At 64.3% G+C, this 14,078-nt stretch carries 10 protein-coding genes and 1 pseudogene; 8 read left to right on the forward strand and 3 right to left on the reverse strand.

From position 1 onward, the window contains the following. Positions 1-84: 84 nt before the first annotated feature. The 3 genes from ACZYR5_RS21105 (at position 85) to ACZYR5_RS21115 (ending at position 3,259) form a co-directional block, all read left to right on the forward strand. The gene (locus ACZYR5_RS21105; protein WP_489091376.1) at positions 85-1,059 is read left to right on the forward strand and encodes an AraC family transcriptional regulator; all 975 of its coding nucleotides are present in this window, start codon (positions 85-87) and stop codon (positions 1,057-1,059) included. A gap of 95 nt (positions 1,060-1,154) precedes the next feature. Next, the gene (locus tag ACZYR5_RS21110; protein ID WP_489091377.1) at positions 1,155-2,264 is read left to right on the forward strand and encodes an NAD/NADP octopine/nopaline dehydrogenase family protein; all 1,110 of its coding nucleotides are present in this window, start codon (positions 1,155-1,157) and stop codon (positions 2,262-2,264) included. After that, entirely contained in the window at positions 2,261-3,259 is a 999-nt protein-coding gene (locus ACZYR5_RS21115) for a 3-hydroxybutyryl-CoA dehydrogenase (RefSeq protein WP_489091378.1), read from the forward strand. The genes ACZYR5_RS21110 and ACZYR5_RS21115 overlap by 4 nt, the downstream gene beginning before the upstream one ends. Positions 3,260-3,435: 176 nt before the next feature. Here ACZYR5_RS21115 and ACZYR5_RS21120 read toward each other — a convergent pair. Together ACZYR5_RS21120 and ACZYR5_RS21125 are read right to left on the reverse strand one after the other, a co-directional pair. Next, positions 3,436-5,001 (reverse strand): annotated as a pseudogene (locus ACZYR5_RS21120) (arylsulfatase). Positions 5,002-5,855: 854 nt separating this feature from the next. Beyond that, complete coding sequence (locus ACZYR5_RS21125; protein WP_489091379.1) at positions 5,856-6,701, reverse strand: SDR family NAD(P)-dependent oxidoreductase; 846 nt, start codon at positions 6,699-6,701, stop codon at positions 5,856-5,858. A 148-nt stretch (positions 6,702-6,849) separates the two neighbouring features. Between ACZYR5_RS21125 and ACZYR5_RS21130 the strand changes: the two genes are divergently transcribed. Then, positions 6,850-7,764, forward strand: a complete 915-nt coding sequence (locus ACZYR5_RS21130; protein WP_489091380.1) for a LysR family transcriptional regulator — start codon at positions 6,850-6,852, stop codon at positions 7,762-7,764. A 3-nt stretch (positions 7,765-7,767) separates the two neighbouring features. Here ACZYR5_RS21130 and ACZYR5_RS21135 read toward each other — a convergent pair whose 3' ends face one another. Continuing rightward, a complete protein-coding gene (locus ACZYR5_RS21135) occupies positions 7,768-7,929 on the reverse strand; it encodes a DUF2986 domain-containing protein (RefSeq protein WP_489091381.1) in 162 nt (53 codons plus the stop codon). 143 nt (positions 7,930-8,072) lie between these two features. Between ACZYR5_RS21135 and ACZYR5_RS21140 the strand changes: the two genes are divergently transcribed. From ACZYR5_RS21140 to ACZYR5_RS21155, 4 genes are all read left to right on the forward strand, one after another. Continuing rightward, positions 8,073-9,800 (forward strand): sensor histidine kinase, encoded by a 1,728-nt coding sequence (locus tag ACZYR5_RS21140; RefSeq protein WP_489091382.1) that lies wholly within the window; start codon positions 8,073-8,075, stop codon positions 9,798-9,800. 7 nt (positions 9,801-9,807) lie between these two features. Then, complete coding sequence (locus tag ACZYR5_RS21145) at positions 9,808-11,154, forward strand: sigma-54-dependent transcriptional regulator (protein ID WP_489091383.1); 1,347 nt, start codon at positions 9,808-9,810, stop codon at positions 11,152-11,154. Positions 11,155-11,383: 229 nt separating this feature from the next. Beyond that, positions 11,384-12,700 carry an ABC transporter substrate-binding protein gene (locus tag ACZYR5_RS21150; protein WP_489091384.1) on the forward strand — a complete coding sequence of 439 codons (1,317 nt, stop codon included), beginning with the start codon at positions 11,384-11,386 and terminating at the stop codon, positions 12,698-12,700. Positions 12,701-12,727: 27 nt separating this feature from the next. After that, the gene (locus ACZYR5_RS21155; protein WP_489091385.1) at positions 12,728-14,062 is read left to right on the forward strand and encodes an ABC transporter substrate-binding protein; all 1,335 of its coding nucleotides are present in this window, start codon (positions 12,728-12,730) and stop codon (positions 14,060-14,062) included. Positions 14,063-14,078: the final 16 nt, after the last annotated feature.

Consider the following 14,078-nt stretch of genomic DNA (forward strand, 5'->3'; position numbering starts at 1 on the left):
TTTTCGCACTCGAAGCTTGACCCCTTGGCCTCGCCCCGTGACAACGGTGCGGGGCCAAGGCGTTGCAGAGAAGGAGTTGGCACCATGTTGAATGACATCCATCTGCTTGAACGGCACAGCCTGTTGAGTTCCGCCGATCAGCGCGAGATCCAGGCCAGGGTCAGCCACTATCTGTGCCCGCACCGCTTCAACGTACTGCGCGATGCGCCAATCCACACCCGGCTCAACGGTGTGTTCTTTGGCGACTCGGCGCTGCTCGACCTGCGCTATGGCGCGCCGGTGGAAATCACCATCGGCGACATCACCGACCAGTACCTGTTTCGCATCACCCTGCAGGGTCAGTGCGAAGTGGCCCACGGCCGGCGCAGCGCGGCGATGCAAGCCGGTTGCCTGAGCGTTTCATCGCCCTTCGCCCGCAGCCGGATCGTCACCGATGGCGAATGCCGCAACCTGATCCTGCGGGTCGCCCGCGATGCCCTCGAAACCCAGCTGCAACGCCTGCTCGGGCGCAGCTTGCGGCAGCCGGTGATCTTCGCGGTCAGTGTCGACCGGCAGGGCACCGGCATCGTCAGCCTGTACCACAGCCTCGATTACATCTGCCGGTTGTACGGCAGCGGCGTCGAGGGTCCGCATATCGCCGGCAGTCTCTCGGACTACCTGATGCAACTGTTGCTGACCCAGTTGCCCCACAACTACTCGGCCGACTTGCTGCGCGATCCCCGGGCGCCATTGCCGCACCATGTGCGCAAGGCGCGGGACTATATAGAGGAGCATCTCGATCAAGCCATCAGCCTGAGCGCCCTCAGCGAACTGTGCGGTGTGTCGATCCGCACCCTGCAAAACGGCTTTCGGCAGTTCCTCCAGCAGCCACCGCTGGACTACATCCGCGACCGCCGCCTGGCCCTGATCCACGAGGCCCTAAAGCAGGGCCGGGACCACGAAAGCGTGACCAGCATCCTGTTGCGCCACGGCATCAACAGCCTCGGGCATTTCTCCAGTGCCTATCGCCAACGCTATGGCTGCCTGCCCTCGGACACCCTGCGCCGCAGGACGCATTGAGACGGTTGCGTGATCGGTCGCTCGGTTGCGCAATCGGGTAAGCCGCCGCCGGCACGGCTGGTTAGCATCGAATCTCCAACAAGAGGAGAGTCAGAATGAAGATCAGTGTGCTCGGTGGTGGTCATGGCTGTTACGCGGCAGCGGTGGAAATGGCCGAGAAGGGCCATCAGGTGCGCCTGTGGCGGCGCGACGCTGCAGCGCTCAAGGAGCTGCTGGAAATCGGCAGCCTGACGGTCCGTGATTACCGTGGCACGCGCCAGGTGTCGGTGGGCCAGCCGGGGGATCTGCTGAGCCTGACCGACAACCTCGCCGAAGCCCTCGGCGATGCGCAGTTGGTGATCGTGCCGCTGCCGTCGACCTCGCACGACGACCTGGCCCAGCAAGTCGCACCGCACCTGCATGACGGCCAAGTGCTGTTCCTGCCACCGGGCACTTTTGGCAGTTACGTGTTTGCCAAAGCCATGGCCGATGCCGGCAATCACAGCCGGGTGGCCTTTGCCGAAACCGGTACCCTTCCGTATCTGGTGCGCAAGCACGGCGCTGACCAACTGGTGATCAGTTGCTACGCGACGCGCCTGCCGACCGGGGTGTTTCCCGCCGAGTTGTCCGAGTCGGCCTTCGCCGTACTTCGCGAAGCCTACCCGAGTGTCGAGCCGATCGAAGACGCCCTCAGCGGCGCGCTGATGAACGCGGGGCCGATCATTCACCCGCCGTTGATCATGATGAACGCAGGTCCCTTGGAACACTTCGAGACCTGGGACATTCACAACGAGGGCACTCAGCCGTCGATCCGCCGGGTGACCAACCAGCTCGACGCCGAGCGCATGGCCGTGCGCGAAGCCCTTGGTTATGGCGCTCCGCACTTCCCTTTGATCGATCACTACAACAGCACGGAAGGCGAGGAGTGGATGTACGGCCGTGGCGCCCATGGCAAGTTGACCGACAGTGGCGACTGGCGTGAAGACATCAATCTGCAGACTCACCGCTACATGCTCGAAGACACGCGCCTCGGCCTGTCGTTGCTGGTCTCGGTCGGGCGCTGGGCGGGTGTGCCGACGCCGGTCGCCCAGGGCCTGTTGAGCATTGCCTCGGCGGTGGCCGGGCGCGATCTCTACGCGCAAGGCCGGACTCTGGAAAACCTCGGCCTGGCCGAGCTGGATCGGCCGCAGATGAACGCACTGCTGACCCAGGGTTGCCCACGATGAACGCCGCGCTGCCGAAGGTCTGCGTGGTCGGCGCCGGACGGATGGGCGAGGGCATTGCCCTGGCGTTCATCCATGCCGGCCTGCCGGTGAGCCTGATCGATATCAAGGAGCGTGCCGAGGACCAGCGCCGGGAGTACTTCGAGCGGGTGCGCAACAACCTGCGCAGTGAATTGCAGATGCTGGTGCACCTGGGGTTGCTTGAGGATGCGCAGGCGGACATTGCCCTGGCTCGCCTGACCCTGCAATCGCGGACCCAGGCCGCGGCAAACTTGGGCGAGTGCGGCCTGGTGTTCGAGGCGGTGCCGGAAGTCATCGAGTTGAAGCAGGCGACTTTTGCCTGGATCAGCCAGCAAGTGCCGGCGTCGACCATTATTGCCTCGACCACCTCGACTTTCCTGGTCACCGAGCTGGCGGGGATGGTCGACGCGCCGCAGCGTTTCGTCAACGCCCACTGGCTCAATCCGGCGTACCTGATGCCGCTGGTGGAGGTCAGCCGCAGCGAGGCGACCTGTCCGCAGGTGGTCGAGCGCCTGCTGCAGTTGCTCAAACGCATCGGCAAGGTGCCGGTGGTGTGCAACCCGGTGGCCGGCTACATCGTGCCGCGCATCCAGGCATTGGCGATGAACGAGGCGGCGCGGATGGTCGAGGAGGGCGTGGCCAGCGCCGAGGATATCGACACCGCGGTTCGGGTCGGCTTCGGCTTGCGGTTTTCGGTGTTGGGGCTGCTGGAGTTTATCGACTGGGGTGGCGGCGACATTCTCTACTACGCCTCGCGCTACCTGAGCCGGGAACTGGACCCGCGCTTCGAGTCGCCGCAGGTGATTGCCGACAACATGCAGGGCGGTCGCAACGGCTTGCGCGATGGGCAGGGGTTCTACGACTACCGGGAGCGGGATGTGGATGCCTACAAGCAGCAGCGGCTCGGGGAGTTCGTGCGCAAGTTGCAACTGAGCGGGCTGACGCCGGCGTTTGAGGGGGCCTTGCGGCAGGGGTGATGACCCGGGACTGCCGCTTGGCTTTGATGCGATTACACGATGATGTGTGACAACGCTGCCCTTGTAGGAGCGAGCTTGCTCGCGAAGAACCTGAGGACACCGCGCACATTCAGAATGGGCGCGTTATCGTTGACGTTTTTCGCGAGCAAGCTCGCTCCTACAGTGGCGTGAGGCGTTTACTGCTGCTTCATTTTCTCCGCAATTTTCTTGTCCACCTCAGCCCGCACCTGGTCGATGCTGAAGCTCGCCGGGCGTTGGCTAGGCGGGTAGTCGACAAAGGTCTGCAGGAACGCGGCGGACCGGCGGACACCATCGAATATCAGGTAGTCGTTCTTGGTCAGCCAGTCATAGTATTGATCGGACACTACGTCGGCACGCTCGTAGGGGTCCATGCGCAGGTTGAACAGCTTGGGTACCCGCAGGCAGGTGAAGGGTTCGCTCCAGACCTTGAGGCCACCTGGCGCACGTTGCTCACAGAACACCAGTTTCCAATCGTTATAGCGCATGCTCACCAGCTCGCCATCGTCGTTGAAATAGTAGAACTCGGTGCGCGCGCTCTTGTCGGTCTTGCCGGTCAGGTAGTCCAGCTGGTTGTAGCCGTCCAGATGCACCTTGAAGTTCTTCCCGCCGATGTCGGCACCTTTGAGCAGGCGGTCCTTGATGTCGGTATCGCCAACGGCGGCCAACAGGGTCGGGAACCAGTCCAGTCCGGAGAACATTTGCGTGGCCACTTCACCCGGTTTGACCTTGCCCGGCCAGCGGATCATCGCCGGTACCCGGTAAGCACCTTCCCAGTTGGAGTTTTTCTCGTTGCGGAACGGCGTGGTGGCCGCATCCGGCCAGGACCACTGGTTCGGACCGTTGTCGGTGGTGTAGACGACAATGGTGTTGTCGGTGAGCTTGAGGTCGTCGAGGGTCTTCAACAACTTGCCGACGTCGCCATCGTGTTCGAGCATGCCATCAGCGTATTCATTGCCGAGCATGCCGCTTTGGCCCTGCATCGACTCGCGCACGTGGGTGAAGGCGTGCATGCGGGTGGTGTTCATCCAGACGAAGAACGGCTTGTCAGCCTTGGCCTGTTTCTCGATGAATGCCTGGGCGGCAGCGGTGGTTTCGTCGTCGATGGTCTCCATGCGTTTTTTGTTCAGCGCGCCGGTGTCTTCGATCTTGCCGTCGGCGAAGCTGTGGATCACCCCGCGTGGCGAGGCGGCCTTGACGAATGCGGCATCATCCTTCGGCCAGTACGGGCGTTCGGGCTCTTCTTCGGCATTGAGGTGATAGAGGTTGCCGAAGAACTCGTCGAAGCCGTGATTGGTGGGCAGGTATTCGTCCTTGTCCCCCAGGTGGTTCTTGCCGAACTGACCGGTGGCATAACCCTTGGCCTTGAGTGCCTAGGCGATGGTCACATCGCGGGCCTGCAGGCCAACCGGTACGCCGGGCATGCCGACTTTCGACAGGCCTGTACGCAATGGCGTCTGGCCAGTAATGAAACTCGAGCGTCCCGCGGTGCAACTGTTCTCCGCGTAATAGTCGGTGAACATCATGCCTTCTTTGGCGATACGGTCGATGTTCGGTGTCTTGTAGCCAACCACGCCCATGGAATAAGCGCTGATATTGGTCTGGCCGATGTCATCGCCGAAAATCACCAGGATATTCGGTTTGTCGGCGGCTGTGGCCGACAGCGCCAGGACGGAGGTCGCCGCGAAGGCGACCCTGGGTAACCACTTGCCTATGCGAGTCATTCGACTGCTCCCTTGCCGGTGGGTCGCTCTTTGCGACAGATTGCTGTGCAGTCCGGCACCACGCATCGAGGGATGCACTACTTGGGGGCGGACAATTCGACAACCCTAACGACGATAGACCAGCTCTGAGTTTTTGCTCTACCAAGGGATTAATCAGGTGAGAAATTTCTGTAGGGCGTTGCCTGGTTCACACTGTGGGGTGGGGGCTGCGGGTTTGGTGGCAGTTGGCCTGCTGGCGTTGGGTGACTGACGGTGTCCATTCCTGCAGAAACGCTCGCTCTACTGCGGGAGCTGGCCTGCCAGCGATGGCGATCTGTCGGTGTACCTATCCATTCCTGTCGAAACTCTAGCTCCACTGTAGGAGCGAGCCTGCTCCGGGCGGCGTTCCGACGAAAAACCTGAGACCACCGCGTACATCCAGTACAGCTGCGTTATCGTTGACGATCTTCGCTGGCAAGCCAGCACCTACAAGGGATTGAGTTGTACTTGCTTCCCTGAATAGGCCGGCCGGTAGGCCGCCTCGGCTGCTTTTGATTTTGATCCACCGGCCCCGTTACAGAAGGCTGAGTGGAGGCATGCATCCGAGGGGAGCGCGTAGCGCGCTGCGGCGCAGCCGCAGTCATCGAGAGGAGGTGCCAGCGAAGCCAACCGGAGGCGATGACCCACGGATGGATGCCGGAGCGAAGGTACGCCGAGCCTAAGCGAGGGGGCCGGATGTTGGGGCAAGACCTTTTGGTTCCTTTTGGGGCGTTTGCCAAAAGGGACTCGCCGTAAGGGCGAAACCATAAGCCGCCGTTACCGCAGGAATGGATATGTACACCGATAAACTGCCATTGAGCCCGTCCAGCCCTCCCTCAACTCTCCCGAATCCAATCCCACCGCTGGGCAATCTGTTCAGGGCTATCGGCCTGCACACGCGTCAGGTCCACAGGATAGTCAACATCCGGGTGTTCGGCGAAGCGCGTGGCGGTGAACTGGCCGTTGCTGGCGCGCAGGATGTAGCCGCTGTGGCGGCATTGCGGCGAGGCGAGGAAGATCACCCCCGGCACCACCCATTCCGGCTTGAGGTTGTGCGGTTCGCCGGTCTCGCCCCACATCCGCGTCCTGGCCACCGGTGAAATGGCGTTGACCATGATGGTGTCCGCCGCACCTTCAATGCTCAACGCATTCATGATTCCCAACTGCGCCATCTTGCCCGCGGAATAGGCCACCAGCCCGGCCTGCGCATACTGCTGGTACATCGCCCGGTCCGAGGTGGTGAGGATCACCCGCGCGTCGCTGGCCTGGCGCAGATAGGGCCAGGCATGTTTGCACAACCAAATGGGGGCATGGACATTGATCTCCAGCGCGCGCTCGAGAAACCCTGCGTCAGTGCTCTCAATCCCTTGATAACCCACCCAGCCGGCGTTGTGGATCAGGATATCCAACTGCCCGAACGCCTCGATGGCGGTGTCGATCAACTGCCGGCAGCCGGCTTCGCTGGACAGGTCGCCGTGATGGCCGACCACCTTGCAGCCCTCGGCCTCGAGCATCTGCGCGGCCTGCAGGGCGATCGATGCGTCGCTGCCGGCGCCCAGACGGTCGGCGCCGATATCGCTGATCACCACATTGGCCCCACGCCTGGCCAATTCCCGCGCGTAGCTCAAGCCCAGGCCACGTCCCGCGCCGGTGACGATGGCGGTTTTTCCCGTGAAGTTCATTGCATGCCCCAGCCAAATATCTCCCCACCATAACAACGGTTATTCGGCTTGTTTAATACTAATCAGCGACGCACTTGATACCCTATGCATATCAGAGGCTTGCCTGCCGACCCTCGCCTCGACCCGCACAGCCGAAGGACCCCCAGCAATGATCGAAACCCGCCTGCTCCGGCAGTTTGTCGCCGTGGCCGAGGAGCTGCACTTCCACAAGGCCGCGCAGCGCCTGCACATGGCCCAGCCGCCGCTGAGCCAGGCCATCAGCCGGCTGGAAGGCAAGCTGGGGTTCAGCCTGTTTATCCGCGACAAGCGCGAGGTCAAGTTGACACCGGCCGGCGGCGCCTTTCTCAGCGCCGCCTACCGCACCCTCAAGGAGCTGGAGCAGGGCGTCGAGCATGCTCGCCAGGTGGCGGCGGGGGTTGCCGGCAAGCTGACGATCACCTCGGTGTCGATTTCCGGCTACCCCTCGTTGCTCAACAGCCTCAGACAGTTTCGCCAGGCATTGCCCCAGGTGCAGTTGGTGATCAGGGAAATGCCCTCGGCCAACCAGGCCGATGCGATTGTCGCGGGGGAGGCCGATATCGCGTTTCGCCGGCGCCTGCCGATGACCGCGGCGAATATCGAGACGCGCCTGGTGCTCGACGAGCAGATCGTCATTGCGCTGCCCGCCGATCATCCGAAGGCCGTGGGCGGCCCGGTGCAGTTGGCCGATTTCGCTGAGGAAGACTTCGTGTTCACCCCGGCCGGCCTGGGCATCGGCTATTACAGCCAACTGATCGCCCTGTGCGACGCCGCGGGTTTTTTTCCGAAAGTGGTGCAGGAGGCGGCGCAGATGCAGACCCTGGTGGGGCTGGTGGCCTGCGGGTTTGGCGTGGCCCTGGTGCCGGAATCCATCGCCAACACGGTGGCGGGGGACAAGGTGGTGTTTCGCGGCCTGGCCCCGGTCAGCGCCGCCGGCAACCCTGCGGTCGGCCTGTACATGAGCTGGCATGCGCACAACCCGTCACCGCTGATCGAACGCTTCATGGCGCTGCTCGACTTCAGTCACGAGCCGCACATCGACTGACACTCAGCTGTCGACGCTGACGCCGGTGTCCTCGATCGTCTCGGCCGCCAGCTTCAGGCGGTCGGCCTTGCTGATGTACTTGGGCTTGTTCTTCGGCGCCAGCTTGGCACTCGCCTTCTTGGCGTGGGCTTCGAGTAACTGCTTGATTTTCTTGCGACGGTTCATGGTCTGCGGCTCGGCGGGTGAAGGCGCGGATGATAGCAGCTTTGCGGCGTCGGGCAGATGGCGCGGGCAACGGCACCATGGACAATTGCGACCCGCGGTCCTTATGCTCCCCCGACATCACATGAACAACAATTACAAACTCCATGGATATCCAACTCTCCGCGCGCCCGTTCTGGCGACGCCTGGCCCGGCCGCGCCGCAGCCTGGTGGCGCGCTACACCTTGCTGTCGATCGTGGTCATGGGCCTGGCGCTGATTGGCCTGGCGGTGCTCTATGAGCAACTGGCCAAGGACTTGCTCAACCGCCTGACCGGCGAACGCCTGGATGCCCAGGCGCTGTCCACGGCGAATCGCCTGTCGTCGTTTCTCGACGACCGTTTCTACCAGCTCTCGGCCTTGTCCAATCACCCCAACATGCCCGACTTCATCGCCGACCCGACGCACCCGGCCGGTGATGTCGATGCCTTGCTCAAGCTCGAAGGCGAGCTGCCGTTTCTCTACGGCGTGCTGTTTTTCGACGAGCAGGATCGCCTGCTCAAGGTGTTGCCCGGGCAGGCCGCATCGGGCGCGCCGTACTGGGGCCGCGAAGCCTGGTCGCTGGACGGCCTGGCGCGCCAGCGGGTCGGTGATGTCGAGGTGATCGGCCCGCTGCTGCCCCAGGCCGGGCGCTCGGGCTGGCTGCTGATTCGCAAGACCATCCGCAATGGCCGCCAGGATCACCGCGTGAGCATCGGCCTGCATTTGCGCCTGGCCTCCCTCAGTGAGCTGCTGGTCAGCTCCGGCCTGAACGGCGTGGTCACACCCTTGCTGCGGGTGCCGGGCGGGGCGTTTATCGATGCTACCGGACGCCAGGTCAAGGCGCCGAGCGACTGGCGCGAAGGGCCGGTGATCTTGCCCGGCTGGCAAGTGGTGTTCAGCGTGCAACCGGGGGCGATCCTCAAGCCGCTGGACGACGCGCGCGGCTGGTTGTACCTGGTTGCCGTGGGCTTTATCGGCTTTATCCTGATCGTCTTCTTCACCCTGTCGCGGCAATTGCGCACGCGGGTCGGCTCGCTGGTGGAAGGGGCGCATCAGTTGTCTTCGGGGGATCTGCGCTATCGCCTGGCGGAACAGACCCATGATGACGAAATCGGCCGGGTCACCCGTGCGTTCAATGTCATGGCCGGGCGCCTGGCGGATGTCATGGAACGCACGGTGCGCGCGGAAAAACTCGCCGTGCTCGGGACCTTCGCCACCGGCGTCGCCCACGAGGTGCGCAACCCGCTGGCGACCATGAAAACCACGGTCCAGGCCTTGCTCCGAAGGGAACAGGAAAGCCAGCGGCGCGAACTGCTCAGCGACCTGTGCCAGGAAATCGACCGCCTGTCCCACGTTACCAGCGACCTGCTGGAATACGGCCGTCCGCACCCGGCGATCCCCCAGGTGCTGGACCTTGAAACCCTGCTGGCGCGCATTCTGCGCCTGGTCGCGCCTGAGGCCGAGGCCAAGGGCATCGAATTTTCCTGCCAGTGCCAGGCCGGTCTGCAACTGTGGGTCGACCCGGATCAGGCGCAGCAGATCCTGCTCAACCTGTGCCTCAACGCCGTCGAAGCCAGCGAAGCCGGGCAGTCGGTGCTGATCACCGGCCAGGCCTGGGGCGAACGGGTCTGTGTGACCGTGGTCGATCAGGGTTGCGGCATTCCCGCGACCGCGCTGGACCAGGTGCGGCAACCGTTTTTTACCCTCAAGGCCCGTGGCACCGGCTTGGGCCTGAGCATCTGCCAGCAATTAATGGAAGCCAACGCCGCGCGCATGGAACTGGCAAGCACCCCGGGCGCCGGCACCGTGGTGACCCTGGATTTCCCCGCGCCCGCCGCGACTTATCTGAAGTGAGCGACCGATGTCCGAAACACATGTACTGATCGTCGATGACGAAGCGGCGCTGGTGCGCTCGCTGAGCTACGCCCTGAGCGGCGAGGGCATGTTGCCCCGCGCGGAGTACAGCGGCGAGGCGGCGCTGGAGCTGCTGGCCGACAGCAAGGTCGAGGTGGACATCGTCCTGCTCGACCTCGGCCTGCCGGGCATCGACGGCATCGCCACCCTCGAGGGCCTGCGAAAATTGCGCCCAGAGCTGCCGGTGATCATGATCTCGGCCCATGGCGACACCCGCGCCGCCGTGCAAGCGGTCAAGGGCGGGGCCACCGACTACCTGACCAAACCCTTCGAGCTCGACGACTTGCTGGCGACCATCGGCGCGGCCCTCGAGCGGCCCGACGCCGTTGCCAGCAGCGCGGCAGAGCAGGGCGCCTTGCTCGGCCAGAGCCTGGTCATGGCCAACCTCAATGCGGCGCTGCAACGGATCGCCCGCAGCTCGGCGACGCGGATCCTGCTGCTCGGTGAATCCGGCACCGGCAAGACCCTGGTGGCCCAGGCGCTGCACGCCAACAGCTCGCGGGCTGGCCAGGCGTTTATCGAGGTCAACTGCGCGGCGCTGCCGGAGCAATTGATCGAAGCCGAGCTGTTCGGCTCGGAGAAGGGTTCCTACACCGGCGCCCACCAGAAACGTATCGGCCTGGTGACCCAGGCGCACCAGGGCACGCTGTTCCTCGACGAGATCGGCGAATTGCCCCTGGCCCTGCAAGCCAAGCTGCTGCACTTTCTCGAGAACGGCAGCTACCGTGCGGTCGGTGCCAGCCAGGCCAGCAGTGCCGATGTGCGGGTGGTGGCGGCGACCAACCGCGACCTTGCCGAAGACGTGCGCCAGGGGCGGTTTCGTGAAGACCTGTTCTACCGCCTCAACGTCATTACCCTGGACATTCCGGCGTTGCGCGAGCGCGGTGACGACATCCTGCTGCTGGCCAGGCATTTCGCCGCGCATCAGGGTCGCGAGGAAAAAGTCGCGCCCATCGCTTTTGCCGCTGACAGCGCCGCCACCCTGTTAAGCCATCGCTGGCCGGGCAACGTGCGCGAGCTGAAGAACCTGATCGAACGCCTGACCATCCTGCTGCCCGGGCAAACCATCGGCAGCGCCCAACTACCGGCCCATCTGCAATCCGCCGAGCCGGCGCCGGCCTCGCTGGCGGCGCTGGATCACCAACTGGAGCGGGCCGAGCGTGAACTGGTCAGCGATGCCCTCAGCCGCAGCGCCGGGCACAAGGGCCTGGCCGCCGATCTGTTGGGGATTTCCCGGCATGCGCTCAAGCGTCGCCTGCAGCGCCTGGGCATCGAGCGCGGCGGTGAGCGCTAACCGCTCAACCGCGCGCGCGGCTTGAGCGCCAGCCGCTCAACACTGCTCGCCATATGCCGCGTCGGTCTTCTTCGCGGCGCCTCCCGATACGTGCCAGGTACCACGCAAAGCCTCATCGCAGAGCGCTTTCGTGGTATTTCGTGGTGCCTGATGCAAAGGCTGGCACAGCCTTTGCGATAACCCTTTCGCTAACCGACAAGAGGCGTCCCCGAACGCCCCAAGGGATTTTATGCAACTGCCGTTTTCCCACCTGCCGATCGTTGTCGCCCTGAGCGGCCTGCTGCTGGCTCACGCCGGATCGGTGCAGGCCGGTCGCGTCGAATTGGGCGCGCCTGCCGCGCAAGCCGAGCTGACCCTCGGTTGCCTGTACCCGATGACCGAGCGCGCGGCGATTTACGGCCAGGACAGCATCGCCGGGATCCAGGTCGCCCTGAGTGAGTTGCGGACCCGGCGCGAGGCCGGTGAGGCGATCCCGCAGTTGCGCGTGATCATCGACGACGACCAGTCCAAGGCGTCCTACGGTGTCAGCCTGGCCCGCGCGTTCATTCGCAAGGATGGCGTGCAGGTGTTGTGCGGCATGGTCTCGTCCGGTGTGGCGCTGGCGGTCAGCCAACTGGCCCGGGACGAAAAAGTGCTGATGATCGGCACCGACCACGCCTCGTCGCGCATGACCCTGGAAAGCGGCCATCGCTATTACTTTCGCGTGACCAACGACACCTGGACCTCGATGGCCGCCGGCGCTCATTACCTCAAGGCACTGCAGGCGAAAACCGGCTGGAAGCGCCTGGCCTTCATCGGCCCCGACTACGAATACGGCCATGTCTCGCGCGATGACCTGCACGAAGCGTTGCGCCAACTCGGTGTGCAGTTCGACGACGTCACCGAGCTCTGGCCACGCCTGTACGAGCCGGACTACTCGGCCTACATCGCGGCCCTGGAGCAGGCGCGCCCGGACATCATCGTCTCGGCACTCTGGGGCGGCGACTTCCATGCTTTCGTCAAGCAGGCGGCGGGCACCAGGCTGTTCGAGACCTCGCGCCTGGCCAACTTCGATACCGGTGGCAACTACGACTTCCTGGTCTCCTTGGGCGACAAGGCGCCGCCGGGGCTGATTCTGTCGGCGCGGCACCACAACAACTGGCCGCAGACCGCGCGCAACCGCTCCTTCGTCGAGCGCTTCCACAGCCTGACCGGGCGCTACCCGACCTACGCCGCCGAAGGCGCCTACACCGGAGTGATGGTGTTGGCCGCCGCCAGCCAGAAGGCCGGCGCCACCGACACCGAATCCCTGGTCACGGCCCTCGAAGGGCTTGAGATCGCGTTGCCGGAAGACCCACCGGGCTTTGTCTCGCGAATCGATCCGCTGACCCACCAGATCCAGCAGACCCAGGCCATCGGCACCCCGGTGCGCAACAGCGACTACCCGCCGGCGCAACTGATGCTCGGCGAGTGGTCGGTGTATTCCGCCCAGGACCTGCTGCCCGACCCGGCCGTGCGCGCGCGTCGCCAGGCCGGGCCAACCCATCCCGAGGGGCATGCCCCTTAGCTTCAGTAACCCGTAATGGAAATGACCATGAACAACTATAAGAAAAGCGTCCCGCACACCCGCAAGGCACTGACCCTGGCCCTGGCATTGGCCACGGCAGGTCTCGCCACTGGCCTCAGCGGCAGCGCCGTGGCCGCCGAAAACGGCAAGTTCCGCATTGGCGTGGTGACCTTCCTTTCGGGTCCCGCCGCCGGCCCGTTCGGCGAGCCGTCGGCGAATGCCGCCAAGCTGCTGGTAGAAAACCTCAACCAGGGCAAGCTGCCGGCACCCTACGACAAGCTGGGGATCAACGGCGCCGAAATCGAGATGGTGATCATCGATGAGGCCGGCGGTGCCGCCAAGCAGGTCGAGGAATTCCGCAACCTGGTGCAGCGCCAGAAGGTCGATGCGGTGGTCGGCTACATCTCCTCCGGCGACTGCCTGGCCATCGCGCCAGTGGCCGAGGAGTTGGGGGCGATGACGGTGTTCTACGATTGCGGCACCTCGCAACTGTTCAGCGAAGACAAGACCCCGCAATTCGTGTTCCGCACCAGCCTCGACGCCGCCGTCGACAACATCGGCGCCGCGCGCTACCTGGCCAAGACCCGTCCGGACGCCGTGCGCGTCGGCGGCATCCAGCAGAACTACGCCTGGGGCCAGGACAGCTGGAGCGACTTCACCCTGTCGATGGCCCAGGTCATGCCCAAGGCGCAGGTGGTCGAGTCGCAGATGCCCAAGGTGTTCCAGGGCCAGTACGGCGCGGAAATCTCGGCGCTGTCGGTCAAGCGTCCGGACATCATCCACTCCAGCTTCTGGGGCGGCGACATGGAGGCGCTGGTGCTGCAGGCCAACGCCCGCGGCCTGCTGGAAGAAGCCACTTCGGTGCTGACCTGCGGTGAGTCGGCGCTGGCACGCTACAAGGACCAGGCGCCCAACGGCATGATCATCGGCGGTCGCGGCCCGTTCGGCGCCTTCGCCCCGCAGAACCCGCTGAATAACTGGTTCACCGAGGCTTATCAAACAGCTTACAAAGCCGCGCCGACTTACCCGGCGAGCAAGATGGCGCAAGCGATCCTCGGCCTGAAATTCGCCGCAGAAAACGCCAAGGCCGAGGCCGGCAAGGTGCCGGCGCCGCTGGAAATGGCCAAGGCGTTCAAGGGCGCGACCTTCGAATCGGTGTCCGGCACCGTGCAGATGGCCCGCGCCGGCGGCCACCAGGCGATGCAGGGCATTGCCTACGGTGAGTACCACTATGACAAGGCCAGCAAGCAGGGCAGCGTGCAGAACGTCATCGCCTTCGCCGGCGAGTGCGTGACCCCGCCGGACGGCACCAGCGCCCACGACTGGATCAAGGCCGGTTTCCCGGGCGCGCAGTGCAACTGATCGCCACGCACAGCTG

The sequence above is a fragment of the Pseudomonas sp. F007 genome (assembly GCF_057814275.1).

What these genes read in the sequence shown, in the direction of transcription:
- ACZYR5_RS21135 (WP_489091381.1), bottom strand. Translation starts at nt 7,929, where the DNA reads ATGAACCGTCGCAAGAAAATCAAGCAGTTACTCGAAGCCCACGCCAAG.
- ACZYR5_RS21115 (WP_489091378.1), top strand. Translation starts at nt 2,261, where the DNA reads ATGAACGCCGCGCTGCCGAAGGTCTGCGTGGTCGGCGCCGGACGGATG.
- ACZYR5_RS21125 (WP_489091379.1), bottom strand. Translation starts at nt 6,701, where the DNA reads ATGAACTTCACGGGAAAAACCGCCATCGTCACCGGCGCGGGACGTGGC.
- ACZYR5_RS21150 (WP_489091384.1), top strand. Translation starts at nt 11,384, where the DNA reads ATGCAACTGCCGTTTTCCCACCTGCCGATCGTTGTCGCCCTGAGCGGC.
- ACZYR5_RS21130 (WP_489091380.1), top strand. Translation starts at nt 6,850, where the DNA reads ATGATCGAAACCCGCCTGCTCCGGCAGTTTGTCGCCGTGGCCGAGGAG.
- ACZYR5_RS21145 (WP_489091383.1), top strand. Translation starts at nt 9,808, where the DNA reads ATGTCCGAAACACATGTACTGATCGTCGATGACGAAGCGGCGCTGGTG.
- ACZYR5_RS21140 (WP_489091382.1), top strand. Translation starts at nt 8,073, where the DNA reads ATGGATATCCAACTCTCCGCGCGCCCGTTCTGGCGACGCCTGGCCCGG.
- ACZYR5_RS21110 (WP_489091377.1), top strand. Translation starts at nt 1,155, where the DNA reads ATGAAGATCAGTGTGCTCGGTGGTGGTCATGGCTGTTACGCGGCAGCG.
- ACZYR5_RS21105 (WP_489091376.1), top strand. Translation starts at nt 85, where the DNA reads ATGTTGAATGACATCCATCTGCTTGAACGGCACAGCCTGTTGAGTTCC.
- ACZYR5_RS21155 (WP_489091385.1), top strand. Translation starts at nt 12,728, where the DNA reads ATGAACAACTATAAGAAAAGCGTCCCGCACACCCGCAAGGCACTGACC.